Source organism: Staphylococcus sp. GDY8P54P (genome assembly GCF_017892645.1).
GTDB lineage: Bacteria > Bacillota > Bacilli > Staphylococcales > Staphylococcaceae > Staphylococcus > Staphylococcus ureilyticus.
The window spans coordinates 143,036-169,356 of record NZ_JAESLN010000009.1; the positions used below are offsets into that span (position 1 = coordinate 143,036).

Consider the following 26,321-nt stretch of genomic DNA (forward strand, 5'->3'; position numbering starts at 1 on the left):
AAATAAGGTCTATTCACTAATTAATTAAAGTTAGCGAATAGACCTTTTATATTGTTTATTTAAGACATTAATCTGATTAACTCATATCTATCAATATCTCCAAAATAGTGATAGATATCATAATCTGCTAATGCTTCTTCTATACTATCAAAGTCATGCAATGTGCCTTCCAATGCATGTTCTAATTCAGTAACGTCTCCCACACCGAAGAAGTCACCGAAAATTTTAGCATGTTCAATTCTTCCTTTTTTAACATCTAATTTAATTTGAACAAATCCTTTTTCAAATTTTTCTTCTCGTTCAAAATTATATTTAGGATTTCTACCGTAATTCCATTCCCAAGTACGATATTTTTCATTACTTAATTGCTCTATATTTGCCCAATCTTCGTCTGAAAGCTTATATTCTTCAACTTGTGTAGCCTCACCAAATATTGTTTTTAAAATAATTTCTTTAAAAGTATCAATATCTAATGGTTCAGTTAAGAATTCTGAGATATTAGCAACTCTACTTCTCACAGATTTAATACCTTTCGATTTAATTTTTGCTGGATTCACACGCAAGGCATTTTGAACTTCATTTAATTCACTGTTTAACATTAAAGTACCATGGCTAAACATTCTATCTTTTACTTTGACCATGGCATTACCGGAAATTTTAGCTTTACCGATTTGAATATCGTTTCGGCCACTCATTTCTGCATCTAATCCAAGTGATTTCAATGCTTCCACTATAGGTTCAGTGAACTTTTTAAAATTATGAAAACTATTGCCATCATCATCCGTTATAAAACTAAAGTTTAGGTTGCCTGTATCATGGTACACGGCACCGCCACCTGAAATACGTCTGACTACATCTATACCATGTTCATCAATATAAGGTTGGTTCACTTCTTCAATCGTATTCTGATTTTTGCCAATAATAATTGAAGGACGATTGACATAAAACAGAAAATAACTATCGTCATTCGGCATGTGCTTTAATACATATTCTTCCATTGCCAAATTTAATGTTGGATCTGTAATATCATTATTACTAATAAATTTCATATACTGCACTCCTTTTCCTCTTAATACCCTTACCTTATTTATGCAATATTTTCATTAAAAATGCCAATCATTTAACTGATTTATACTAATTTTTCTAAAAAAAGAATGATAACTGTATATTTAAAGGTTATTTGTTTATTTGTCTGTCGTTTTTTTGTATAATACTATCTAGTTAGCATTTCTAGGGAGGATTCAATATGACTGTCGCAGAAGTCGGAAATATAGTAGAATTTTATGACGGTTTAAAAGGCCGCGTAGAAAAAATTAATGATAACTCTGTAATTGTAGATTTAACAATTATGGAAAACTTCAATGATCTAGACCTGCCTGAAAAAACTGTCATCAATCACAAGCGATATACAATCGTCGAACAAGAAGGATAGTTTATATGAATAGAATTTCAAACGCTTTAATCTGGTTTATTGTAAGCTTCATCGTATTTCACATTATTTTATATATCATGTGGGGTGAAAAGCAAGAATACTGGTACCTTTATACTGGTATCATGCTTATCGCAGGTATCAGTTATATATTTTACCAAAGAGATATTGAATCAAAAAGATTATTAACATCTCTAGGGATAGGTATTATTACGGGTATCGTACTCATTATTATACAGCTAGTTTTAGCAGCTATCTCATCAGATATTCAGTACGCATCACTGATTAAAGAGTTAACACGAACAGGTGTATACTTTAAATGGCAAATGTTAGTTACTTTATTATTTGTGATACCGTGTCATGAACTTTATATGAGAACTGTATTACAAAAAGAACTACTCAAATTAAACATTCCAATGTGGTTAAGCGTATTAATAACAGCAATTTGTTCTGCTTCTTTATTTTTCTATCTAGATAAAATGTGGATTGTTTTCTTTGTATTCATCGTTCAAATTGTACTTTCATTAAGTTATTATTATACGCGTAGAATTGCTACAACTGTCATAGCACAAATTGTTGCAGTAGTTATTCTATTAATTTTCCACGGATAAATTGAAATAGAAACACAAGCTTATGAATGATGTAAAAAAGATTAAGATTTTACAGCTTATACCCCACAGTTTGAAAAAGATGAGGGCATAAAAGGTCTCTGAATGAAAATAAACGCCAATTTCTATTGAAATAATATAGAAATTGGCGTTTTCTTTGGTTTTAAGAGATTTTTATAGCACATAAATTTTATCAAATAATAACATTAAATGTTTGTTTTTGTTCGATGTGATAGTCATTATCTTTTAAATTTCTAGCAATTAATTCAACCATCGTAATTTCACCCGTTTCGTGAATGACAGCATCTTCTAAATATTGCTTATAGTTTCTATAGCAGTAATCAGTCATACTTACACGATACATGTGGTCTAATTTAATATTTTCCAATGTCACACGATGGTATGGCTCTGCATTCATATCTATTGTATAGTTAACACCTTGCCAAAACGTACATAAGGTTTCATCTACGATTGTTAAGCTCAATGCGCCGTCACTAAAAGCTATATGTGAATAGCAATACTCTAAAATATCATGAATCTGTTGACCTTTCATTGTTAAATCAACTGGGACATCTGGATGAGGATAGGCATTAAATAAATCTTCATTTGTAATGATGCCATTGAGCCCCTCTTCACCACTCGTTGGTAAGTGTACACAAGATATATCATAATCATAGGCTAATCGAATACTATCATGTAATAACTGTGTGAATGGATGAGGTTTTGTTATAACATCACTCAAACCATTTACCTCTGCTGACAAAGCATTTTCGTTTATGCTTTCTTCACTCCAATTACAAACTGTTTTTCTATCATAAAAAGTCAAATCTAATAATGCTTGGTCTTCTGGATAATGATTTAAATCTACAATTTTAGAATTGACATCTTCTAATTCATACGAATTTGTGCGTTTTTTAAAGTTAATCTTCACATGTATAAGTTGTTCAGCATTTTGTCCTGCTTGTACATAAAGCGTCTGATCATCTCTACCGATAAACGTTTGATGTTGATGACCAGTAATTAATAAATCAATAACGCCTAGGGTCTGCATGATTTTTTCCGCTTCATTTACATTTTGCTCACGCTCATTAGAGGTTTTATTTAGTTGATTTAGTCCACCATGGTATATAACAATTAAAAAGTCTGGCATTTCGCTTTCATGAATAAATCGAATCCAACGTTTAGAAGAGCGTAATGTTTTTTCAATTCGTACATCATTTTCCATTTCAAAATGTTCACGCTCCATTAGCCCATCTGAAGTCAAACCCACTATTGCGATTTTTACACCTTCTATTTCTTTAATTGTATATGGTGTAGAAAAATATGGTTCTTTTGTACGTTTATATTCAATATTTGCCGATAACCATGGAAACCTAGACAATGATACTGCCCTTGAAAAGAATGACAGACCAAACTTAAATTCATTAGGACTAATACCACTTGCATCGTATTGCATAGCATTCATCAATTTTATCATTGGATGACGTTTATAAGGTGCTACAACTGCATAATAAAATGCTGCTAACGAACCTGCTAAACTACCACCACTATCTAATAAAATAACGTGATCATTTGTTTCTCTAATACTTTTAACATAAGATCCTGCCCTATAAATATTGGAATTATTCTCACCACTTTGAAAATAACTATGCATATCAGAAGTAGTGATAATGTCTATTGCGATTTTTTCACTTTTTTTCATACGCCTCTCCCCTCATTAATATTAGTCTAACACGTTTCTAAAATAGCTTGAAATAATAATAAACATTTATCATCAACAGTGAATATTTGCCAACTATACGCTTTGATCCTGAAACTAAAAGCACCAGTACATCATTTGTTAGATGTACTGGCACCATTGTTTCACAAACTATTCAGATCAGATTTACATTTAACAATCAACCAATTTGTACGCGTTCTTTAGGATAATGAAATTTATCAGGTTCTCTACGTCCACCAATCATAATAATAAAACTGATTAAACCAACACGGCCAATTAACATCAACACCATCAAGACACCTTTACTCATATCATTCACATCACCAGTAATACCTAATGATAATCCACAAGTTCCAAATGCCGACATAACTTCAAAAAACGCTTGTAAAAATGAAACCTTTCCATTTTCAACAACCAGTATAAAAATCATACTCGTAAAAGTTAATATGCTAGCCATGATAAAAACAGCAAATGAACGTTGAACATCAGTTATGTGAATTTCACGATTAAATGCTTTGATAGACGTTTTTTCAGGTTGGTTGCTAAAGTTTAAAAGGAATAATATTAAAATCGCAAATGTCGTAGTTCTAATTCCCCCACCGACAGAACTTGGGGATGAACCTATAAACATCAGTATACCCATAACGATATTCGTACCTTCTCCATAACCACTTACATCAATAGTTTGAAGCCCTGCGCTCCTTGTGGTAGCTGATTGGAATAATGCATAAAATAGCGATTTGTGCCAACTCATATTCTGAAAAGCTTGGTTATGTTCGAATAAAAGGATAATTAATACACCGAAAATAAACAAACCAAAATAAGTGACCGTTGTGATTTTTGCAAATAATGAAAATCTAAAATTAGGAATTCGATTTTTGATATATGCTTTCACTTCTATCAATACAGGAAAGCCAATTGAACCTAACATGATTAAAAACATAACAATAGTTTGCACAAAATAGTCATTTGCATATGGTATAAGTGATTGTCCAGTTATATCAAGCCCACCATTTGTTGTTGCTGATACCGATACAAATAATCCTTGCATAATTGCATATTGAATGTCGGGGTTATCTCTATAGAAATAAAATGCTAATAATGATGCACCAACAAGTTCTATGATAATGATTGTTCGAACAATATCTAAAATCAATTTCACAGTACCACTCATCGTATGTTTATTATTATCAAGCATGATTAATTGGCGTTCACGCATACCAATATGTTTACCTAAGACAACCCACAGCATAGTTCCAATGGCCATAACACCAATACCACCTAAATTTAGTATCAGCATGATAACCACTTGGCCAAATGTTGTGTAAGTATCAATAATGTTAACTGGCGTTAGACCTGTTACACTGACACCTGACACAGCAACAAACAAGGAATCAATTGGATCTACAGAGACATTGGACTTATGGACAAACGGCAAGTTCAGCATTAAAAATGCCACGATAATTGCCGCGATATAATACATTACAATCCCTTGTTGAGGACTTGATTTTTTTAACAATTGGTTGAAAATGGACAACGTTTCTTCACCTCAACGTTACTTCAGTTTAATCTTAATATCCTTTTCTTTACCATCCCTATATATTTTAGCTGGTAGCGTTTTTAAATCATCTTTATGATTAAAAATAATTTGTCTGTATCTAAGATTATCTTCTAATGCTTTACCATCTAATTCTACTATGACATCATTTTTTTGCAACCCGGATTTTTCACCTAATGAACCTTTTTTAACATCACCTACTAGCACGCCTTTTTTAACATCTTCTGGTAAATTAATAGATTGTTTGGTAGCTTCATCAACCTCACTAATATTAGCAATCTTCACACCTGTATTAGGATATTTAACTTCACCTTTATCTTCTAATTGCTTGGCAATGTCTTCAGCGTCATTGACCGGTATGGCAAAGGCAATACCTTCAACATTATCCATATCTATTTTCAAGGATGCTATACCTACTAACTTACTATTTCTATCAATCACGGCTCCACCTGAGTTGCCCGGATTTACAGGTGCATCTATTTGGAAAGCACTCATTAACACATCATATTGATCGTCTTTATTGATATCCACTGGTATGTGTCTGTTCAAACCTGAAATAATACCATCAGAAATACTTCCTTTAAAATCTACACCTAGAGGGTTTCCTACGACTATAATTGGTTCACCTAGTACTAAAGTACTGGAATCGCCTATTTTAATTGGTTTCACTTTACTATCCGATTTTACTTTAGCTTTAACAACGGCGATATCTGAATACTTATCCGTGCCAACAACTTTTCCAATCGCATAGTCATCATTACCATATGTAATCTTCTGTTCTTTTTTATCTCCAACCACATGTGCGTTGGTCATAATAAAAATAGAGTCGCCCACTTTTTTGTAGACGACACCTGAACCTAATTCATTTTCTTTACCTGCTTCTTGTGTCTCTTTTTCGGCAGAAGTTCTATCATCACTTGTATCATTTTCAACAGTTACTACTGAATGAATTGCACTGTTTGCACTTTTCATTGTTGTTGTATAAGTTTTATCTTTATTTTGATTATCGTTAAACACGCTATCATTTGAAGTACCATTTTCATCAACATTTTTGAATATAGCTTGTATGAGTGTAAGTAAAACAATAACTGCAACAACAATTAAAATTTTAGCCCAATGTTCAATAAAGAAAGCCTTAACTTTATCAGAAGTATTAGCTGTGCTTTCATGCTTAGTTTCATTGTTACGATTCGAATGTTCACTGGCACTTTTTTGGTGCTTCATTTGGAAAGATGTTTGTTCATCATTACTCAAATAATCATCGACTCTAGATTGTTGTGCATTCTCTGAGTAAAAGTTTTCTTCCTGCTGTTTTTCAGCTGGGACATGTTGTTCATTTGATTGTGCACTGTTATTTTGATCCACATTCTCAACATGTGATGATTTTGAATTTATATTATTTTTTTCATCCGCTATGTTCTCGTTTTCATTGTATGGATGATTGATATTGTCCGCTGAGGTTGACTCATCGTTTTCTGTTCTCTCTGGTGTATGTTTTGAGTTCCGCGCAGCAGCAATGGCTTGTTGTTGCTGAATTTCTTCTTGTGTAAGCTTTTCAATACGTGCTTTTCTTAAATTTTCTTTCACACGCTCTTCATTATTTTTAGCAAGTATTTCAGCCTTTTCTTCACGCTGTTTTCTAGCTTGACGTTCTTGTTGCACACGTTGTTCCCGTTCCTCGTTATGAAAGTATTCACGTCGTTTGCGTCCATACTTTGCTTTTGGGATGACATGTTTTTTATTTTGCGTCACAATAAGCCCCCCTATTACTTTTGATTGCAATTCTATTATGACATATCAAATATAATTTTTCTGCTTTATTTTGTCATATAAAGTTAGCATACTACAGATTATAGTCTCTTTTATTAAAAAATTCTAACTTTATCTCATGAAAAATAAAACAAAGCCTGAGACATAGTTTTTATGCTCAGACTTATTTATATTATTTATGTTCTTTTTTATTATTTTTAACAGAAGTTAACCAACCAATAATCACAAGTGCAATCATAACCGTCCAGAAAATAGATTGCCATAATACACTGTGTGGGAAGTGTTCCGGTAATATTTTAATATCTGGGTGCGCTAACACCATTATTACTAATTTAATACCTACCCAGCCGACAATTGCAAATGCAGCACCTTCTAAACCAGGATATTTATTCAATAGATTTACAAACCAAGTGGCAGCAAAACGCATGATGATTACACCTAGCATACCACCTAAGAACATGACTGCAAACTGTCCAAGGTCCATACCACCAAAGTGTATACCAACAGTAGGTAAAGTTACTGCAATAGCAAGTGCAGCTAACATAGAGTCAATCGCAAAGGCAATATCTGCAAATTCTACTTTTAATACTGTACCCCAAAATGCTTTTGGACTTGCATGTATTTCCTCACCTGACTCATCATAATGGTGGTCATCCGTACCATCTTCTTTTTGGTGATCTTTTTCATTAAAGAATGATATGAGATTCTTAATGGACATGTATAATAGGTAAATTGCACCCAATGCTTGAATCCACCAAAAATGTGCGATAATGCTTATTAAAAATAAAGAAATAAAACGGAAAATAAATGCACCTAACAGTCCATAAAACAATGCTTTTTTACGTTGTTCTGGAGGCAAGTGTTTAACCATGACTGCCATTACGACAGCATTATCTGCTGCTAATAATCCTTCTAAAAATACCAGTACTACTAGAACCCATAAATAAGGTAAAATTAAACTCGGATCCATTTAGGACAACTCCTTTAGTTTTTTACATAAAAATAGAGACCTAAGCTAAGTAAATGCTACACACATTTTCGATCATATACACGCCTATAGTAAATTAAACTTTTAGCTTTATATATTTTGTATGTTTGTAACATTTATAAGCAAAGGTCTCACTCGACAGTATTTTTCTGCCCATTTTACCGGAAACGTTTAACGTTTCGTAATGACGACAAAATGACTATGTTAAAAAGATATATAAAACAGACATTTCACAAAAATATTACTATCTCATATATCTCCTTAAAAACAGTTGAGTTACTCCCCTCCGACTACAAAGTCATAGGTATTCTATTAATAATATAGTATTATACACAATTAATCATATTATAACAAACTGTATAATTTAATTTCTGGAAATTTTTCTTCAAACCATCTCGTTGCAAACTCATTTTCAAATAAGAAAACGTAATTATCATAAACATCTTTAACAAGAATAGAACGAGAAGAGCTCATTTTATCTTTAATATCTTCTTCATTTTCAATCCATCTTGCAATTTTTGGACCAACTGGTTCCATGATGACATCGACATTATATTCATTTTTAAGTCTATGTTCAAATACTTCAAATTGTAACTGACCTACCGCACCAATAATAATTTGATTGGTATGCAATGCTTTATAGTATTGAATTGCGCCTTCTTGAACTAATTGTTCAATTCCTTTATGGAAATGCTTCTGCTTCATGACATTTTTGGCAGAAACTTTCATAAATAATTCTGGTGTAAACTGCGGTAATTCTTGGAAACTGAATTTTTGGTTGCCACCTACTAATGTATCTCCAATTTGGTAATTACCTGTGTCATACAAACCTATGATATCTCCAGCAACTGCGTGATTAACTGTTTCTTTATCATCAGCCATAAACGAAGTCGAACGTGTTATTTTCTGTTTCTTTTTCGTTCTTTGTAAGGTAACATCCATACCTCGTTCAAAAGCGCCACTAACTACCCTCATAAAAGCAATTCTATCTCTGTGTTTGGGATCCATATTGGCTTGAATTTTGAAAATAAAGCCTGAAAAATCCGTATCGTAAGGTGTAACTTCAATATCTTCTTTCGTTTGTCGTGCACTTGGCATAGGTGCATGATCAACATAAGCATTTAAGAAATTTTCTACACCAAAGTTCGCTAATGCTGATCCAAAGAACACTGGTGTTAAATCACCATTTCTCAAAGCTTCATTATCAAATGTTTCTCCTGCTTCTTCTACCAACATTAATTCTTCGATTGCTTGTGTAAAGGCGCTATCATTTTTAATATTATGATCTTCTTCCAGTTCATAATCATCATTTAAATGTAGTACATTTTGTTCATCTCTAAATGGCTCAATCGTATGTGTATCTCGATCAATGATACCAAAGAAATTTTGTCCCATACCCACTGGCCAATTCATAGGATACGTTTCGATTTCCAGTGTAGACTCGATTTCATCTAACAATTCAAATGGCTCTTTTCCTACTCTATCTAACTTATTGATAAACGTAAAAATAGGAATACCTCTCATTTTACAAACTTTGAATAGTTTTAAAGTCTGAGGTTCAATACCTTTTGCACAGTCTATAACCATTACAGCACTATCCACTGCCATTAATGTTCGATATGTGTCTTCGGAAAAGTCTTCATGCCCTGGCGTATCTAAAATGTTGATTTTATAATGATCATAATCAAATTGCATCACTGAACTCGTTACTGAGATACCACGTTCTTGTTCAACTTTCATCCAGTCACTTGTTGCAAACTTACCGCTCTTTTTACCTTTTACGGTCCCTGCTTCTCTTATTGCCCCACCAAATAACAGTAACTTTTCTGTTAATGTGGTTTTCCCAGCATCAGGATGTGAAATAATCGCAAAAGTTTTTCTGGATTCTACTTCTTCCTTTATACTCATTTGTTCTCTCCTTTAATTCTCAAATATCGATTGACCAATATCATCAGCAATTTGTACTGCTGTTGACTCATCAAGTAACGTAAACAAGTGTATCACAAGTTCCTCCTTGATATCATCATCATTTAACGAAGTATCAATTTCTAATGACCAATTGAGGTCTGGTATTGCCATAAGTAAGACATCAGCGTCATCATTTTTATAAATATAACTACGAACTGTTACACCATTCAGACTTATAGGCTTAATTTTCAACAGGACCACCGCCAAATTTTTTATAAGCCGCTTCTAAACCGATTAAGTCATCTCGATGCGGTACTTTTACATGACCAGGCATAATTTGATAAGGCTCACGCCCTTTTGACGCCAAGACAACTGTATCACCAGGATTAGCAATTTCAATAGCATGACGAATCCCTTCCGCACGATCTTCGAATTCAACATAATTACTATGCGTTGCGCCTTTAGCAAGTTCACTTGTTAATTTTTTTGGATCATCATTTGCTGGATTGTCAGGCGTAAAAATAACATAATCCGCTCTACAAGCGACACGACCCATTTCAGGTGTTTTCCCCATGTCTCTTTCTCCAGCCATTCCACACAAGAAAATCAATTTCTGTTTTGCAAAAGGTTTCACTGCATCTATAAGTTTATCCATACCATCTGCTGTGTGTGCATAATCTATAATTAAATCAATTGGTAATTTTGGGTCTAAAACTTCAAGTCGACCTTCAACTGGTTCTAAGTTTTCTACCGCTTGAATAATTTCTTCTAAAGTAGCACCTTTTGCCCAAACAGCTATCATTGCTGCCATAATATTAGAGACATTGAAAATGCCTACATATGGTGACTTCACAGGAAATGTACCTTCAGGTGTATTAAAATCAAATGTTACACCTTGTAAAGACTCATGAATATTTTCAGCCTTAAATTGTGCATGTTCTTTGATGCCATACGTAAACACCTCGTAAGGTGTAACTGAAGCTAAATATTCTGAGAATTCATCATCTTGATTTAAAACAACATATTTTTCTTTTGATAAATCTTCACCTAACTGGCTGAATAATAATGATTTGGCATGACCATAAGCTTCCATTGTACCGTGAAAGTCTAAATGATCTTGCGTTAAATTTGAAAACACAGCAACATCAAAATTAACACCACTTAAGCGTCCTAATGATAATCCGTGGCTTGATACTTCTAAAGTCATAGCTTGTGCTTGTTGTTCTACAGCTTCATGAATTTTTTTCGTCAACGCAACTGTTTCAGGAGTTGTATTTGTACCTTTAGATTTTTCTTCGTTAATTTGAAAACCATTTGTACCTAAATAAGCACTACCTTTACCTAATTTTCTATATATGTGGTGTATCATTGTTGCTATAGATGTTTTGCCATTTGTCCCGGTAACACCATATGTAGTAAGTTGTTTACTTGGATAATTAAATAATACATTTACGAGTAAACTAGCAACACGCAACGTGTCAGGAACGATAACTTGCGTTACATCACCTTTCAACAGTTGTTCATGATTTACCACAATAACTTTACAGCCTTGATTCACAACATCTTGACAAAATTTATGACTATCGACGGTATAACCTTTAGAAGCAACAAATATGCTGCCTTCTTTAGCTGTACGCGAGTCCGTTGTTATATCATTCACATTCATATCTAATGTTCCAATCACTTGTTTAACTCTAATTTTTTTAAACAACTCGTTTGCATTCAACATTAACCGCTCCTTTATTTCCAATACTTCTATTATACACATTTTCAAGTGATTTTATAGAAACTAATATTGCATTTTGCCTTTTCTCTACCATTATATATTTTTTTCGTTTTTATTTAAAAACATTATAATTACCGTAAGTATAAACTAGATTTAAAATGTTAATCATATGTAATTAATTATGTAGATTTTCTTTTTTATTTGTTTAATTTCTTTTAAGATGACTTATTTTAAAAGCATGCGTGGTATGGTATAAATATAGAACAATCTAAATTTATCATGATATAATTTTTAAAAATAAGTATGAATTATTTTCTATGCGTTTGTAAAATGATATAATCTCTATTAATTATGTTTTTTCTTTCGCATGACAACAAAATGCGTTAAACTTAGCATGAGCTAAATTTATACTATTGGAGGGTGACTCAAAATGGTTACTCGTAACAAAAAAATATTGATTATTACTGGTTCTTTTGGTAACGGACATTTACAGGTTACTCAAAGCGTAGTAAACCAATTCAACGAAATGAATCTAGACAATTTAACTGTCATTGAACATGATTTATTTTTAGAAGCTCACCCAATTTTGACTTCTATATGTAAAAAGTGGTATATCAATAGCTTTAAGTACTTCAGAAATATGTACAAGTCTTTTTACTATAGTAAACCTGACCAAATAGACAAATGTTTCTACAAATATTATGGTTTGAATAAATTAATTAATTTATTACTAAAAGAAAAGCCAGATTTAATTCTACTTACCTTCCCTACGCCAGTGATGTCTGTATTAACTGAGCAATTTGATATGAATATTCCCATTGCCACAGTTATGACAGATTATAGATTACAGAAGAATTGGGTTACACCACATTCTCAACGATATTATTTGGCAACTGAGGAATTAAAAGATGAATTTGCTGAATTAGGCATTCCAAGAAATCAATTAAAGGTTACAGGCATTCCAATTTCTGATAAATTCGAACAAGATATCGACCAATCTGCATGGTTACGTCAAAATAATTTGAATCCTGACAAACCAACAATCCTTATGTCAGCAGGTGCTTTTGGTGTTTCTAAAGGATTCGATCAAATGATTAGCGATATTTTGACTAAAAGTCCACACTCGCAAGTCGTCATGGTTTGTGGTAAAAACAAAGATTTGAAGCGCACATTATCTAGCCAATTTAAAAATTATGATAACGTACTGATTTTAGGTTATACAAAACAAATGAATGAATGGATGGCTTCAAGTCAATTGATGATAACAAAACCAGGTGGCATCACTATTTCTGAAGCACTAACGCGACAAATACCAATGATTTTCTTAGATCCTGCGCCAGGACAAGAGTTAGAAAACGCGCTCTATTTTGAAGAAAAAGGTTATGGTACAATCGCTTATTCACCCGATGAAGCTATACAACAAGTAGCCTCATTAACAAATCATCCAACTTCACTAGTGGAAATGTCTGAAGCAATGAGTGAATCGCGCATTCCATATTCAACATATAAATTATGCAAAGATTTGTTAGAACTTCTAGACCATTCGACACGTTATGAAGAAGTTTATGGAAAGGTTCCTTTATATGCAAAGCTCTTCGTTAAATAATACTAACTACAATTCAAGCACAAATTTTATTATTATGTTGATTATTTTATTTTTAATGGAGTTTGCTAGAGGTATGTATGTATTGAGTTACTTAGCCTTACTTCCAACGGCAACTTCTATTGCGGTAGGTGTTACATCTATCGCTATTTCTATTCACTTTATTGCTGATGCAACAACAAACTTTGTCATTGGTTTTTTACTTAAACGCTTAGGTACTAAACTTGTTTTAACACTTGGATTTTTATTAGCTTTTGGTAGTTTGTTTTTAGTCATTTGGTTTCCTACATCACCAATCGTATTAATCACAAGTGCGATATTACTAGGTATCGCAGTGAGTCCGATTTGGGTCATTATGCTTGCAAGTGTTGATGAAAATAACCGTGGTAAACAAATGGGATATGTCTATTTCTCTTGGCTACTAGGCTTATTAGTCGGGATGGTTGGAATGAACTTAATCTTTAAATTCCACCCAACACGCTTTGCGTTTATGATGTCATTAGTCGTATTGATTGCATGGATTTTATACTATTTCGTTAAAATCAGGCTTACTAACTACAATACAAGACCTGTAAAGCAACAATTAGGACAAATTGTAAACGTGACCAAACGTCATCTCATTCTATTTCCAGGTATTTTATTACAAGGTGCTTCAATCACCGCCTTAGTCCCAATATTACCTACATATGCGACAAAAGTTGTCGGCGTTTCAACCGTAGAATATACAATAGCAATTATCATTGGTGGTATAGGTTGTGCCATTTCTATGCTATTTTTATCTAAAATTATAGATAACAATGGAACATTATTTATGTACAGTATCATTTTTGGTGGTTTCGTCTTATACACTATAATGATATTTGCTTTATCTATTATTACAGATATTAAACTAGTCTGGGGCTTAGCATTATTTATTGGCCTAATGTATGGTATCTTATTACCTGCATGGAATACTTTTATGGCTAGTCATATCCATATGGATGAACAAGAAGAGACTTGGGGCGTGTTCAATAGTGTTCAAGGTTTCGGGTCTATGATTGGTCCACTCGTAGGTGGTTTAATTACAGAATTCTCTAAATCTGTTAATAATACATTTTATTTTTCAGCATTAGTGTTCTTATTTTTAGCAATATTTTATGGCTTGTATTTTATTAAAAATAAAAAACAACACAATCACACTTAAGTATATGAGTACGTTTCAACATACAAAAGCGTCGCTATCATTTTAGAAATTATCTAAAAATATGATAGCGACGCTTTTAAAATTTCAATATTATCATCGATTAAAATGATAATTTTATATAAAAAAATTATGCAAAATTAAAATTCTCTAATACTTTCCATTTTTCTGCACTTTCATCATAGTAAACTAAAGAAAGTTGCTCAATTGCTTCTTTATAGTCAATACCCGCTAAGTTCAATTGACCAAAAATGTCTTCGAACTCTTGACTAGTCAAGCCTTGTGCAATTGTAAAATGTGGTACAAATGGATGTTCTGGACGACCATAAAAATCACCACTATTGAATTGATTAAATAATTTTTCTAAATTGTCCGTTTTGGCAACTTTAAAATAAATTACATTTGTAATTGGCGCAAAGTTTGATGCCTTTGTCGCGTGTACTTCAATCGGTGGTATCCCCTCGATTCTTGATTTGATTGTCTCTTTGACAGCGTCAAGATCACCTTCGTTTATTTTAAAATGCTCTTTAATCGTAATGTGTGGCATAATCGTTGCATAGTGAGCATCATAACGTTTACGGTATGCATTTACTTCATCTTGAAACGCTTTTGACGGAATTAATGCTAATCCTAAAATCATTTAAATTCCTCCTTTGTTTAACATAACTACATTATATCAAATTTCACAAAAATTCGTTACTTTTAACTAAATTTCCTACAGATATTTAAAAAGAAATATTATCTGATAAAAAATATTTTAATAAATCATCTAGTAAATGTTTCCAAGATTTCCATCTATGTCCCCCATCAAACTCTGCATAGTGATAAGTAATATCACTATTTTCGATAATCGATTTCAACTGGCGATTAGGTGTTAAAAAATCCGCTTGCTTTCCGGTCGTTGGTAAAGCAAAGTCTTTTTCTTCTAATCCAACTGTATGCCAAATCGTCAATTGTTCTTGAAATTGACATCGTTCAATTAATGTTTGTATTACCTCATCATGTTGAGGACTCAATAGACCTACTTGGCTAAAAATTCTTGGATAGGATAAGGCTGTGATCAAAGCTGCACTCCCTGCTAAACTATCACCTAAAATAACTCTGCCATTTCCTACTTTATATGTTGGGAATTGAGCGTCTATAAACGGTAAAATTTCATTCGCCATACATTTTACAGTTAGTGCTGTTTTTGCTCCTTGAGGATGAAATTCTGCTCTTCTTTTTTCAACATCTTCATAATGAAAACCCACAAAGATTGCTCTTTCTACTTCATTTGCTTCCCACAATTTTTCATACGTTCTGTGTATTCTACCAAAGCTAAAAAAATCCAAACCATCAAAACAAAAGACGACCTTGTATTTAAATAATTCTGTGAAATCTTTAGGTAAATAAATAGAAAGTGTGATGTCTCTATCTAATATGTCGCTTGAAAAATTAATTTTATTAATTCGTCCTGCTTGAAAATTGTCCATAAAAATAATGCGCCCCCTCATAGTCTTAATGACATTGTATCAAGAGACGCAATATTTTAAAATAACTCCTTTTTATTTAGCAAAGTAAGATACTATTTTTTAATCGTTAATATTCTCTTTTTTAAGGCGTTCAGGATAATCTTTTAGCCAAAAAACAGCATTGGGTACTTTTTCTGGGTCTGGTTTATAAATCGCTTTTCTACCAGATCCTAAACGCTTTTTCTGCAATTCATAATCTTTCAATGCGTTTATAGCTGGTTTGTGTAATAGCCAAATCGCTATGATATTAAGCCATGCCATCATGCCTACACCTAAATCTCCCATTAACCATGCTATATCTGCCGTTTTCACTGCGCCATAAACTGTTGCTAATATCAATACAATACGAGTTATATTGATAAATATAAAGGAAGTTCTATAATTTGCAGATCTCGTTAAGTATGCAATATTGGTTTCTGCAATATAGTAATAAGCCAATATAGTAGTAAAAGCAAAGAAAAATAATGCAATTGCTATAAAGTAAGATCCGAATCCAGAGAATGATGGATCAAAATGATAACTTCCGCCTTGTAAAGCCTTATCTATACCTGCTTGAGCATACATTGCTGTACCAGAATAATCTTTATCTCCATTTGACATTTCAACAAAGATACCATTATCTTTAATCAAACTCGCTTTATCACTAGGTGTATTGCCACCATCCGTTACATTATATGTACCAGAAAGCAAGATGATTAGTGCGGTTGCAGTACAGACAAATAAAGTATCAACGTAAACTGAAAACGCTTGCACCAAACCTTGTTTTGCTGGATGTGACACCTCTGCTGCCGCGGCTGCATGTGGCCCAGTACCTTGACCAGCCTCATTTGAATAAAGACCTCTTTTGACTCCTATTTCAATCATTGCACCTACAATCCCACCAAATGCTGCTTGCATGCCAAATGCAGATTTGAAAATTAATGCAAACAATGCAGGAACCGCTTCAATATTAAGTATAATGATAATAACCGCCATTAATATATAAAACACTGCCATAAATGGTACAACTGCTGTCGCTGCATTAGCAATCCATTTGATTCCCCCAAAAATAATTAATCCGATAATGATTGCTAAAAATATGGCTACAACCCATGGATTTAATTGAAACGCATTTTTCATAGAACTGGATATAGCATTGGATTGAACACCTGGCAATAATAATCCGACTGAAATTACAGTGACAATTGCAAAGATCAATCCATATACTTTGCCCAGTTTCCCCTTTATACCATATTCAATATAAAATGCTGGTCCACCTCTATATTGTCCCTTCTCTTCTCGTTTATATATTTGTCCTAGTGTCGATTCTATAAAGGCGCTACTTGCTCCTAAAAATGCTGTAGCCCACATCCAAAATACGGCGCCTGGTCCACCAATAAATATTGCTGTCGATACACCTACAATATTACCAGTACCTACACGACCTGCTAACGATAAGGCGATTGCTTGAAAACTTGAAATACCAGTTGGTGACTTTTCCCCTTGAAACATAAGTCGAATCATTTCTTTAAAGTGTCTGACTTGGAAAAATTTCATAAATAGTGAGAACAATATACCAGTGATTAACAAACCATAAACTAATGGTTTGCTCCATACTATGTCATAAAGCCAAGTTAAAAAACCTTCTATCATAACGTATCCCCCTTGTTATACCATTAAAGAAAATGATATTTTTTAATATTATACACATATGTTATGTTCCGCGCAACGCATTATATAAGTTATTATTTTAACAATTTATATAATGTGTTATGAATTTTTTATATAAATAACATTAATATATTTAATACTTATATTATCTTATAACGTACTACTTATTATTAAGTAACAATTGTTACTTACCTGAAATTGCAGTCAACCACACGGTGCGACTAAGTACAAACTTTCACAAATTTACCTTTTGTTCTATCTTTTTTTAAGATATACTGAATTATAAATTCAAATAAAGTTTTATAGGAGGAACCATTCTATGCTTAACAAAGTATGGTTTAGAACAGGTATCGCTTTATTAATCCTGTTTTTACTAATCAAATTGATTATGGAAGTACATAGTCTTTTCACACCATTCATTATTATCCTTCAATCTGTGTTACTGCCATTATTATTGAGTGGCTTTTTGTTTTACATTTGTTTGCCTTTTCAAAAAATACTTGAAAAGAATCATGTGCCACGCTGGGGTAGCATTACTCTAATCTTTATAGGCTTAATCATAATTATTAGTATTGTTATTGGGGTATTAGCTCCGTTAATTGCAGAACAAATTGAAAACTTAGTAACTCAAATACCTGCATTACAACATGAAGTTCAAAACATCATTAATTTCGCTCTAGATCAAATGGAAAGATTACCTAATGATGTAACAGATCGCATTAATAAAATGGTACAATCTATCAGCGACAGTACTGCTGACATTTTATCTAACTCTTTAGGTTACTTAACATCATTTATTTCAACACTTTTCTTACTGATAATGGTTCCGTTCTTTTTAATTTATATGTTAAAAGATCATGAACGTTTTATCCCTTTCATCGCAAGACTATTTAAAGGAGACAGAAAAGTTTTCACTGTAGAATTATTGAAAGATTTAAATGAAACTGTTAAATCCTATATTCAAGGCCAAGTTACAGTAAGTATCATTCTTGGTATTATCTTATACATTGGTTATTCAATTGTAGGACTTAACTACACATTATTACTCGTTATGTTTGCATGTGTAGCAAATATGATACCGTTCTTAGGTCCTTGGATGGCATTTGCACCCGCTGCAGTCATTGCAATTATTCAAAGCCCTACAACATTTATATGGGTATGTATTATCACGCTGATTGCACAACAATTAGAAGGTAATGTGATTACACCTAACGTAATGGGTAAATCACTTAGTATTCATCCTTTAACAATTATTGTAGTGATATTAGCTGCAGGTAATCTTGGCGGTTTCGGTCTAATCTTAATAGCTGTTCCATTATATGCTGTCATTAAAACCGTTGTCAGAAACGTATTCCGTTATAGACAAGAAATTATTGCAAAAGCCAATAGTGACGTCAAAGAATGAAATAATGATATAAAACAAAAAGACTATTCGTTTCAGTTGTTGAAACGAATAGTCTTTTTATATGTTAATAATTAAAGATATTTAATTATTTAACGATATGATAACCACTGTCTACATGGATATTTTCGCCTGTAACTCCACTTGAAAAATCACTCAATAAGTAAGCTGCAGTTTTACCTACTTCTTCTTGGTCTACATTACGTTTTAATGGCGCACGTTCTTCAATTTCTTTCATGATTGTGTTAAAACCACCAACACCTTTAGCGCTAAGTGTACGAATTGGACCAGCTGAAATCGCATTGACACGGATATTATCTTCACCCAAATCTAATGCTAAATAACGTACATTTGCTTCTAAACTCGCTTTAGCTACACCCATCACATTGTAATTTTGCACAGCATACTCGCCACCTAAATAAGTAGTAGCAACAATACTACCACCCTCAGGCATGATTTTTTTTGCTTCTCTAGCAACAATTGTTAATGAATATGAACTAATGTCTTGTGCCAATAAGAAGCCATCACGAGATGTATCTGAAAAACGACCTCTTAAATCTTCCATGTTAGCAAAAGCAATCGAATGATAAACACCGTCAATGTTACCTACTTCTTCTCCAATTTTTGCAAAACCATTGATAACATCTTCGTCTTTTTGTACGTCTATTTGATACATTCTAATTGTTTGTTGATCTAACTGTTCAACAAGTTTTTCCATTTCTTTTTTACTACGTTCTTTACGATATGTAAAAACTAAATTCGCACCTAATTTGTCTAATACTTTAGCTACACCAAAACCGATACTACGTTTATTAGCAATACCCATAATGACGAATGTTTTATTTTCTAAATTTAACATGAAAATAACTCCTTTTTTAAATTTTCATTGTAAATTGGTTCGAGATGTTATAATCATACTTCCTATCACTTCGCTCGATGCCAATTCTAACAAACTTTATTTTAACATTGGTTTCATTGTTTAAACAATTCATTTTACATTCTATAAACGAATTCATCGTTTTTTGCTTTCTTTCGAGTTGAAATTTTGACCAACGCTTCATTCAATTAATCAGTACTAACAGCTTAAAGTAACTTGCATATTGTTCTTTCACTACCTATTAATACATATTTTAGGATTTCAATACTATCCCAGATATAGATGTTAATAATAAAATTCTAATTCACGTTTTAACTCATCAACATACTCTTTAGATCCCGTTACAATGACACGGTCTTTATAGCGTAATTGAGTATCACCATGTGGTACAATCGATTCATTATTTCTAATGATTCTCACAAATATAATATCCCCATCAAACGGGAAATTACGTAATTGAATTTGATCATATTTATGATTTAGCATTGCAATTTCATATAAAGATGTTTCCACATTACTTAAAAGATTAAGCATATTTGGTGTTTCTATTAAACCTTTCAAGAGTATCTTATTACTCATAAAGCCACTAAATACTTCTATACCTTCACTTTGTAAACCTTCATCACCAGTACTCGCTTCTAACCTACATATAACTCGATTTACACCATGGCTTTTGGCCATTAAAGCCACTTTTCTATTAATATCGTCATCATTTGTAGAACAAACAACAATATCTCTTTCAAATAAACCTAAACGCTCTAATAATGGTTCTTCATAATCTGCAATTTCAATCATCGAAATTGCATCTGATAATTTACGTTTATCACTTAAATCATTTCTATAATATAAAGAAACTTGATAAAGTTGTGATGTTAAATTCTGAGCAATTGGTATGGTTAATTGGTTTTTACCTATTAAACTCACTTCAATCTGTCTTGTTGCTTCATCTGGCATCGGGAACATTTTCTTAAATATAATTGGTACAAAAACACATGTAATAACTGCACTTAATATTAAAATACCTGATATTTCAGATGATATTGTTCCAAGTTTTTCAGCAATTTTTGCAGAAGCAATAACCAACGATAAAGTTGACGTTAGCAAGAAAGCTGAAGAAATTGTTGTTTTCATATCAAACCATCGACGTATATAAAATACTGGTATTAATTTAGATATTAAAAAGGCCAATATTAAAAATGGAATGATAAGTAATAATGAAGGCTCTTTTATTAACATTGGTATATTTAAATCTACACCAACCATGATAAAGAATATTGGAATAAAGAATCCGTAACCAAAGGAATCTAATTTCTCTACCATATCCTCATCAGGACCCAGTAAAGAAACAATCACGCCGGCTAAGAAAGCGCCTAGAATATTTTCTGCACCAACGCCTTCCGCCAAAGCAACTAGCATGATAATTAACGCAAATACCGCACGTATACCAATTTGTGTTGTACCATCCATCAGTTTTTGCAAGAATTGTGCTTTCTTAAATAATCCACCTAGGAAATAAAAAACAAGCGCAAATACTACTAAACTCCCTATTAACCAAAGTGATGTGCCACCTGAAGCGTGTAGTGTTCCGTACGCAGTTAATAATATCATTGTCACTAAGTCAGCTAATACTGCTACTAATAATATGAATTGTCCGATAGTTGTACGCATAATATTCATTTCTTTTAGTGTAGGTACCACAACACCTAATGAAATAGTAGAAATAATAATAATCATTAATAAAACATCATCAATTAAACCAAACCATTTAAATGCATATGCAAATACAATTGAAATAACCATTATAAATAAAAATACAGTAAGTGCTAATTGTAAATGACCAGGTTCTTTACTTTTATCATTATCTTCCAATGCGCCTTTGTCTTTTTTAAATGCTTTAAAATCAATTTCTAAACCACTCAAAAACATTAAGAATATAAAGCCTAATGTAGATAAAATATTTAACATAGCATCACGTTCTACTATGTTTAAAAAAGAGTGCCCAATAAGAATACCCATTAATATTTCTGCTACAACAACAGGCAAGAATGTAATTCGCAATCTATTGATTAGTATCGGTGTAAGGAATGCTGCCATTACAACGACAACAAGTGATAAAAATTCCATGTAACCCCCTATAATAAGTAAGACATGAATGAAGTTGCTAATCCAAAGTAAATCAACATACTCACAATATCATTGATTGTAGTTATAAATGGACCACTAGCAACTGCAGGGTCAATTTTTAGTTTATTCATAACTAATGGAATCATTGATCCCACTAATGTACCTACTGTCATAGCAATTGTTAAACTGCTTGCCACGATCGTAGCTAAAATTGGCTGTCCATAAAGCACCATTATAATAATAAACAGCAATATAGCACAAATCAAACCACTTAAAAAACCGCTACCTGCTTCTCTCAATGCGACTTTAAAATTACTTTGTTCGTCAATTTCACCAGTTGAAATATTACGTACTGATACGGCAAGTGATTGTGTCCCAGAATTACCAGACATACCACTGATAATTGGAATAAACGCTGCCAATAATGACACTTGTGCTAAAGTATCCTCAAATGATCCAAGTATCGTGGCTGTGATCATTCCTAAAAACGTTAAAATAATTAGCCATGGCAAACGTTTCTTAGCAGTTTTAATGACTGAATCATTGGTTGCATCAACATCAGATACCCCGGCTAAACGAGAGTAGTCTTCACTCGCTTCTTCATCCATAACATCTAAGATATCATCGATTGTAATAATACCTAATAAGTGATCTTGATAATCGACAACTGGCATAGCGATAAAATCATAATCACGCATTTTCTGAGCAACATCTTCTTGGTCATCAGCAGCATTAGCACTGATCACACGTTCGCTCATTATGTCTTCTATATAAGCATCATTTTCTGCTACGATTAAATCTCTTAGTGATAAAACCCCAGCTAATTGTTTATGCTCATTCACTGCAAATATGACATAAATTGTCTCAGCATCTGGCGCTTGTTCTTTAACATGCATTAAAGCTTCTTTCACTGGCATTGTTGATTTTAAAGAAATATATTCCGTCGTCATGATACCGCCAGCAGTATCCTCTTCGTAATGTAATAATGCTTTAATTTCTTTTGCATCTTCACGGTTCATCAGTGTCAGCAAGCTAACAATTTTCTGCTTAGATAATTGATTCATAATGTCTACTGCGTTATCGTATGACATATTTTCTAACACTTTGCTAGCATATGTAGCATCCATAGTATCGAACAGCGCTTCATACGCTTCTTCATCAATTTCTAATTGTTCAAAGAAATCTGCTACTTCTTCAGGGGACAATACTTCAAACATTTTTTGTCTAATATCTTCATCGCTGTCTTCAAAGTATTCACTTTGTTCATATGTGTGCATCGCTAAGAATTCTTCTCTAAATTCACCAATATGATTTTCATGCAGTAATTTATCTAGCATTTCTTGATCATATACTTGCTCATCTTCTAAAACGATTTGGTCTTTTTCATTTGCCAAAAGTCCCACCTCCATAGTTACTCAAATTATATCATATTAAATATGTTTTCTATTGCATCATATTTATCTTGTATTTCAATCTTTTGATCATAGATTGGATGTATAAAAGATATTTTAAAACATCGTAACAACTGATGTTTAAAATACGAATGTTCTCCTCCATATAAATCATCACCCACAATAGGATGTCCTATATGCTGAAGATGGACGCGAATTTGATGTGTCCGGCCTGTTAATAAAGTAACTTCACATAAAGTGTAATTATTTTTATGGTCTAAGCATCTATATTTTGTTTTTGCTTGTTTACCATTTGAATTGACTTGTCTTGTAATAATACTAGCAGGATCTCTAGCAATAGGTGCATCTATGATTCCTTGTGATTGCAATTCACCATAGCATACGCATAAATAGGTTTTATCAATGTGTATGTTTGACATCAGATGATGTAAAAAACCATGTTTAGCAATCACAACAATACCTGAAGTATTTCGGTCAATCCTAGTGACAATATGCGGTACGATGTTTTGTCCTGATTGTTTAAAATAACCTAGAACTTGTTCAGCTAAACTAAAATGTTTATGTTCTCTTGATGGTGCGCAGTTTTGAAAAGCTTTTTTAGAAACGATTAATAAGTATGCATCTTCATATAAAATATTTAAAGACTTATTGAATGGGATTAAATTATTACTAGCTGTCTCGCAACCTAAATGTACCTCCACTATATCGCCGTTCTGTAATTGCTTACGCACAGTTTCTGCTTGTCCATTAACAATTAAAGCGCCATTATGCTTAATGGCGCTAATTGTATTCTTAGAATACCCTTGCTCCTGTAAAAAAGTTCTTAGCATTTGAGGGTCTCTAATCATATACGTAAATTGCATTATTCATCGTCTCCACTTGAAATAAAGGAATCATGTACTCTTTTCCAAAATGGAAATGGTCTAAACCTAGCAAATCTAATTTTTTCATTTGCCACTCTAAATTGAATTGCATTAACATTTTTATGTTTTATGCTGACGTGATCTATGGTTGTTAAAATCTTATCATGATTCACTGGTGTAATCAGACATGTATGATGTTTGGGCAATACTAATGGTGACCCAACCGTTCTGAATACTCTATTATTAATAGAAGCGATTTCGGCGATTTGCATCGCTTCCAAAGAAGGATGTATTAACGCACCACCCAACGCCTTATTATATGCAGTAGAACCTGATGGTGTTGACACACACAGTCCATCTCCTCTAAAGCGTTCAAATTGGTTTCCTCTAATATTCACATCCACAACAAGTGTAGAACCATTTTCAGTTTTCATCGTCGCCTCATTTAATGCTAAGTATCTCGTCTCATATCCATTATCGTTATAACGCACTATAATTTCTAATAGTGGATATTCTATAACTTGGAATTCTGAATTATTAATTTCAATAATCAATTTCTCTACTTCATGTGGCAACCAATCTGCATAGAACCCTAAATGTCCAGTATGTATCCCTACAAATGCGCACCTCGATAACATGTGACTATACTGATGGAAAGCCTGTAATAAAGTACCATCTCCACCAACTGATATGACTATTTCAGGATTTTCCGTATCTTCAACCATTTCAAAATCTTTCATGTGATTAATCATCTTATGTTTTAAAGCGTTCGACTTAGAATCACCTTTAGATAAAATTGTATAGCGCATGATTGCACCTCCTAGTCATTATCATGCTTTTTAGCACGTTTTTTGGAATAGTATTTTTGAGCTTCTTGAATTTCCTCTTTAATTTCTGACATTTCTTCATCAAGTAAAAACGCTGCTTCAGCCGCACGTTCTAGTCGGTGCTGAATTTCTGGCGGATAATCTCCATCATATTTATACCGCAAAGTATGCTCGATTGTTGCCCAAAAATTCATGGCTAATGTTCTGATTTGAATTTCTGCTAAAATTGACTTTTCACCTTTAAGTGTTTCGATTGGATATTCAATAATTACATGATATGAACGATATCCACTTTGTTTTGTATTACTGATATAATCGCGTTCTTCTACTACTTTGAAATCTTGACGTTGTCTCAAGAGATTGACCACAATATCGATATCATCGACGAATTGACACATTAATCTCAAACCTGCTATATCATACATTTCTTCATGTAATCGATCAAATGAGATTTGTCTTTTATTTGCTTTATCAATAATGCTAGTCATAGGTTTAACACGACCCGTCACAAATTCAATCGGTGAAGCATTATCTTCTACATCATATTGTTTTCTAAGCCCTTTTAATTTTACTTTTAATTCATCAACTGCTTGTCTATATGGAGATAAAAACTGATCCCATTGATTCATTGTGCTTCACTCCGCTTCACTCTAATTCGAAAGTATCTTCCACAACAGAAACAAACTCCTTACCATAGTTTGAATTACCTTGAATATTTTCTAATATATAATTAAATTCTCTATCGAATTGTTTTAGTTCTAAATGATCATTAACGATAATCTTTTTATTTTTATTTTCATGTAGCATAGACCAAGTTTCTTGAACAAAAATCAAATATGAATACGACTGGCCGTCATCTAAGATATATGCAAAGCTATAATTATCACTATCAACAAGCATTTGTCCTGCTTCTTGTAAGCCTTCTGTAGATTGTTCTGTATAACACTTTAAACTATCTTCTGTTACTTTAATTTCATTCACATAAATACGCATGCTTGTTCCTCCTTATTCTTCATTATTTTAACATAATTAAGACGTACATAACACGTTACATGACTATTATTATGTCATCAATTGACTTAACGTAAATATAATAATTTTCAGCGTATAATGCAATCTAATTTAAATTAACTTACAAGTCCTTTAAAATGAATTATCATATATA

At 32.7% G+C, this 26,321-nt stretch carries 23 protein-coding genes; 5 read left to right on the plus strand and 18 right to left on the minus strand.

What is annotated here, in order from left to right; translation table 11 throughout:
- Positions 1 to 59: 59 nt before the first annotated feature.
- On the minus strand, positions 60 to 1,049 hold the full coding sequence (gene lplA / locus KA883_RS04435; RefSeq protein WP_046208081.1) for a lipoate--protein ligase: 990 nt from the start codon (positions 1,047 to 1,049) through the stop codon (positions 60 to 62).
- Between the two features lie 197 nt (positions 1,050 to 1,246).
- On the opposite strand from lplA, the gene KA883_RS04440 reads away from it, so the two are divergent.
- Both KA883_RS04440 and KA883_RS04445 read left to right on the plus strand, forming a co-directional pair.
- Positions 1,247 to 1,432, plus strand: a complete 186-nt coding sequence (locus tag KA883_RS04440; protein WP_002508073.1) for a YkvS family protein — start codon at positions 1,247 to 1,249, stop codon at positions 1,430 to 1,432.
- Between the two features lie 5 nt (positions 1,433 to 1,437).
- Positions 1,438 to 2,040, plus strand: a complete 603-nt coding sequence (locus KA883_RS04445) for a CPBP family glutamic-type intramembrane protease (protein WP_046208080.1) — start codon at positions 1,438 to 1,440, stop codon at positions 2,038 to 2,040.
- Positions 2,041 to 2,230: 190 nt separating this feature from the next.
- Here the strand turns inward: KA883_RS04445 and KA883_RS04450 are convergent, their stop codons facing one another.
- The 7 genes from KA883_RS04450 to KA883_RS04480 all read right to left on the minus strand — a co-directional run bounded on the left by KA883_RS04450 (position 2,231) and on the right by KA883_RS04480 (position 11,707).
- Positions 2,231 to 3,739 (minus strand): bifunctional metallophosphatase/5'-nucleotidase, encoded by a 1,509-nt coding sequence (locus tag KA883_RS04450; RefSeq protein ID WP_046208079.1) that lies wholly within the window; start codon positions 3,737 to 3,739, stop codon positions 2,231 to 2,233.
- Positions 3,740 to 3,935: 196 nt separating this feature from the next.
- Entirely contained in the window at positions 3,936 to 5,294 is a 1,359-nt protein-coding gene (locus KA883_RS04455) for a TrkH family potassium uptake protein (RefSeq protein WP_210139880.1), read from the minus strand.
- An 18-nt stretch (positions 5,295 to 5,312) separates the two neighbouring features.
- The gene (locus KA883_RS04460) at positions 5,313 to 7,067 is read right to left on the minus strand and encodes a S1C family serine protease (RefSeq protein WP_046208077.1); all 1,755 of its coding nucleotides are present in this window, start codon (positions 7,065 to 7,067) and stop codon (positions 5,313 to 5,315) included.
- 190 nt (positions 7,068 to 7,257) lie between these two features.
- The gene (locus KA883_RS04465; RefSeq protein ID WP_046208076.1) at positions 7,258 to 8,055 is read right to left on the minus strand and encodes a TerC family protein; all 798 of its coding nucleotides are present in this window, start codon (positions 8,053 to 8,055) and stop codon (positions 7,258 to 7,260) included.
- A 363-nt stretch (positions 8,056 to 8,418) separates the two neighbouring features.
- Complete coding sequence (locus KA883_RS04470) at positions 8,419 to 9,981, minus strand: peptide chain release factor 3 (RefSeq protein WP_046208075.1); 1,563 nt, start codon at positions 9,979 to 9,981, stop codon at positions 8,419 to 8,421.
- Positions 9,982 to 9,993: 12 nt separating this feature from the next.
- Positions 9,994 to 10,233, minus strand: coding sequence for a YueH family protein (locus tag KA883_RS04475; RefSeq protein WP_046208074.1), 240 nt, complete (start codon positions 10,231 to 10,233; stop codon positions 9,994 to 9,996).
- The gene (locus KA883_RS04480; RefSeq protein ID WP_046208351.1) at positions 10,223 to 11,707 is read right to left on the minus strand and encodes a UDP-N-acetylmuramoyl-L-alanyl-D-glutamate--L-lysine ligase; all 1,485 of its coding nucleotides are present in this window, start codon (positions 11,705 to 11,707) and stop codon (positions 10,223 to 10,225) included. Before KA883_RS04480 ends, KA883_RS04475 begins: the two co-directional genes overlap by 11 nt.
- Positions 11,708 to 12,137: 430 nt before the next feature.
- Here KA883_RS04480 and KA883_RS04485 point away from each other — a divergent pair, with 430 nt between their 5' ends.
- Positions 12,138 to 13,313, plus strand: coding sequence for a diglucosyl diacylglycerol synthase (locus tag KA883_RS04485; RefSeq protein WP_046208073.1), 1,176 nt, complete (start codon positions 12,138 to 12,140; stop codon positions 13,311 to 13,313).
- A complete protein-coding gene (ltaA, locus tag KA883_RS04490; RefSeq protein ID WP_046208072.1) occupies positions 13,291 to 14,493 on the plus strand; it encodes a lipoteichoic acid biosynthesis MFS flippase LtaA in 1,203 nt (400 codons plus the stop codon). The genes KA883_RS04485 and ltaA overlap by 23 nt, the downstream gene beginning before the upstream one ends.
- 127 nt (positions 14,494 to 14,620) lie before the next feature.
- On the opposite strand, the gene KA883_RS04495 is transcribed toward ltaA, so the two are convergent.
- From KA883_RS04495 to KA883_RS04505, 3 genes are all read right to left on the minus strand, one after another.
- Positions 14,621 to 15,130 (minus strand): YjcG family protein, encoded by a 510-nt coding sequence (locus KA883_RS04495; protein ID WP_019469079.1) that lies wholly within the window; start codon positions 15,128 to 15,130, stop codon positions 14,621 to 14,623.
- A gap of 85 nt (positions 15,131 to 15,215) precedes the next feature.
- Positions 15,216 to 15,962: an esterase family protein gene (locus tag KA883_RS04500; protein WP_046208071.1), complete on the minus strand. Its 747-nt coding sequence runs from the start codon at positions 15,960 to 15,962 to the stop codon at positions 15,216 to 15,218.
- Positions 15,963 to 16,061: 99 nt separating this feature from the next.
- The gene (locus KA883_RS04505; RefSeq protein ID WP_046208070.1) at positions 16,062 to 17,633 is read right to left on the minus strand and encodes an alanine/glycine:cation symporter family protein; all 1,572 of its coding nucleotides are present in this window, start codon (positions 17,631 to 17,633) and stop codon (positions 16,062 to 16,064) included.
- 337 nt (positions 17,634 to 17,970) lie between these two features.
- On the opposite strand from KA883_RS04505, the gene cozEa reads away from it, so the two are divergent.
- Positions 17,971 to 19,056 carry a lipoteichoic acid biosynthesis protein CozEa gene (gene cozEa / locus KA883_RS04510; protein WP_046208069.1) on the plus strand — a complete coding sequence of 362 codons (1,086 nt, stop codon included), beginning with the start codon at positions 17,971 to 17,973 and terminating at the stop codon, positions 19,054 to 19,056.
- An 85-nt stretch (positions 19,057 to 19,141) separates the two neighbouring features.
- On the opposite strand, the gene fabI is transcribed toward cozEa, so the two are convergent.
- The 7 genes from fabI to KA883_RS04545 form a co-directional block, all read right to left on the minus strand.
- Positions 19,142 to 19,912 (minus strand): enoyl-ACP reductase FabI, encoded by a 771-nt coding sequence (gene fabI / locus KA883_RS04515; protein ID WP_046208068.1) that lies wholly within the window; start codon positions 19,910 to 19,912, stop codon positions 19,142 to 19,144.
- Positions 19,913 to 20,215: 303 nt separating this feature from the next.
- Complete coding sequence (locus KA883_RS04520) at positions 20,216 to 22,054, minus strand: monovalent cation:proton antiporter family protein (protein ID WP_046208067.1); 1,839 nt, start codon at positions 22,052 to 22,054, stop codon at positions 20,216 to 20,218.
- 8 nt (positions 22,055 to 22,062) lie between these two features.
- A complete protein-coding gene (gene mgtE / locus KA883_RS04525; protein WP_151362710.1) occupies positions 22,063 to 23,391 on the minus strand; it encodes a magnesium transporter in 1,329 nt (442 codons plus the stop codon).
- Between the two features lie 83 nt (positions 23,392 to 23,474).
- Positions 23,475 to 24,329: an RluA family pseudouridine synthase gene (locus tag KA883_RS04530; protein ID WP_046208065.1), complete on the minus strand. Its 855-nt coding sequence runs from the start codon at positions 24,327 to 24,329 to the stop codon at positions 23,475 to 23,477.
- On the minus strand, positions 24,329 to 25,138 hold the full coding sequence (locus KA883_RS04535; protein ID WP_019469071.1) for an NAD kinase: 810 nt from the start codon (positions 25,136 to 25,138) through the stop codon (positions 24,329 to 24,331). Before KA883_RS04535 ends, KA883_RS04530 begins: the two co-directional genes overlap by 1 nt.
- A gap of 11 nt (positions 25,139 to 25,149) precedes the next feature.
- Entirely contained in the window at positions 25,150 to 25,785 is a 636-nt protein-coding gene (yjbM, locus tag KA883_RS04540; RefSeq protein WP_046208064.1) for a GTP diphosphokinase, read from the minus strand.
- Between the two features lie 16 nt (positions 25,786 to 25,801).
- Complete coding sequence (locus KA883_RS04545) at positions 25,802 to 26,149, minus strand: UPF0738 family protein (protein WP_046208063.1); 348 nt, start codon at positions 26,147 to 26,149, stop codon at positions 25,802 to 25,804.
- Between the last annotated feature and the right edge of the window lie 172 nt (positions 26,150 to 26,321).

Excerpts from the sequence above, each read along its gene's own strand:
- fabI (WP_046208068.1), bottom strand. The coding sequence starts at position 19,912 with ATGTTAAATTTAGAAAATAAAACATTCGTCATTATGGGTATTGCTAAT.
- KA883_RS04505 (WP_046208070.1), bottom strand. The coding sequence starts at position 17,633 with ATGATAGAAGGTTTTTTAACTTGGCTTTATGACATAGTATGGAGCAAA.
- KA883_RS04530 (WP_046208065.1), bottom strand. The coding sequence starts at position 24,329 with ATGCAATTTACGTATATGATTAGAGACCCTCAAATGCTAAGAACTTTT.
- KA883_RS04495 (WP_019469079.1), bottom strand. The coding sequence starts at position 15,130 with ATGATTTTAGGATTAGCATTAATTCCGTCAAAAGCGTTTCAAGATGAA.
- KA883_RS04445 (WP_046208080.1), top strand. The coding sequence starts at position 1,438 with ATGAATAGAATTTCAAACGCTTTAATCTGGTTTATTGTAAGCTTCATC.
- KA883_RS04485 (WP_046208073.1), top strand. The coding sequence starts at position 12,138 with ATGGTTACTCGTAACAAAAAAATATTGATTATTACTGGTTCTTTTGGT.
- mgtE (WP_151362710.1), bottom strand. The coding sequence starts at position 23,391 with ATGCTAGATAAATTACTGCATGAAAATCATATTGGTGAATTTAGAGAA.
- KA883_RS04545 (WP_046208063.1), bottom strand. The coding sequence starts at position 26,149 with ATGCGTATTTATGTGAATGAAATTAAAGTAACAGAAGATAGTTTAAAG.
- KA883_RS04520 (WP_046208067.1), bottom strand. The coding sequence starts at position 22,054 with ATGGAATTTTTATCACTTGTTGTCGTTGTAATGGCAGCATTCCTTACA.
- cozEa (WP_046208069.1), top strand. The coding sequence starts at position 17,971 with ATGCTTAACAAAGTATGGTTTAGAACAGGTATCGCTTTATTAATCCTG.
- KA883_RS04535 (WP_019469071.1), bottom strand. The coding sequence starts at position 25,138 with ATGCGCTATACAATTTTATCTAAAGGTGATTCTAAGTCGAACGCTTTA.
- ltaA (WP_046208072.1), top strand. The coding sequence starts at position 13,291 with ATGCAAAGCTCTTCGTTAAATAATACTAACTACAATTCAAGCACAAAT.
- KA883_RS04500 (WP_046208071.1), bottom strand. The coding sequence starts at position 15,962 with ATGGACAATTTTCAAGCAGGACGAATTAATAAAATTAATTTTTCAAGC.
- KA883_RS04450 (WP_046208079.1), bottom strand. The coding sequence starts at position 3,739 with ATGAAAAAAAGTGAAAAAATCGCAATAGACATTATCACTACTTCTGAT.
- yjbM (WP_046208064.1), bottom strand. The coding sequence starts at position 25,785 with ATGAATCAATGGGATCAGTTTTTATCTCCATATAGACAAGCAGTTGAT.
- KA883_RS04440 (WP_002508073.1), top strand. The coding sequence starts at position 1,247 with ATGACTGTCGCAGAAGTCGGAAATATAGTAGAATTTTATGACGGTTTA.
- KA883_RS04465 (WP_046208076.1), bottom strand. The coding sequence starts at position 8,055 with ATGGATCCGAGTTTAATTTTACCTTATTTATGGGTTCTAGTAGTACTG.
- KA883_RS04470 (WP_046208075.1), bottom strand. The coding sequence starts at position 9,981 with ATGAGTATAAAGGAAGAAGTAGAATCCAGAAAAACTTTTGCGATTATT.
- lplA (WP_046208081.1), bottom strand. The coding sequence starts at position 1,049 with ATGAAATTTATTAGTAATAATGATATTACAGATCCAACATTAAATTTG.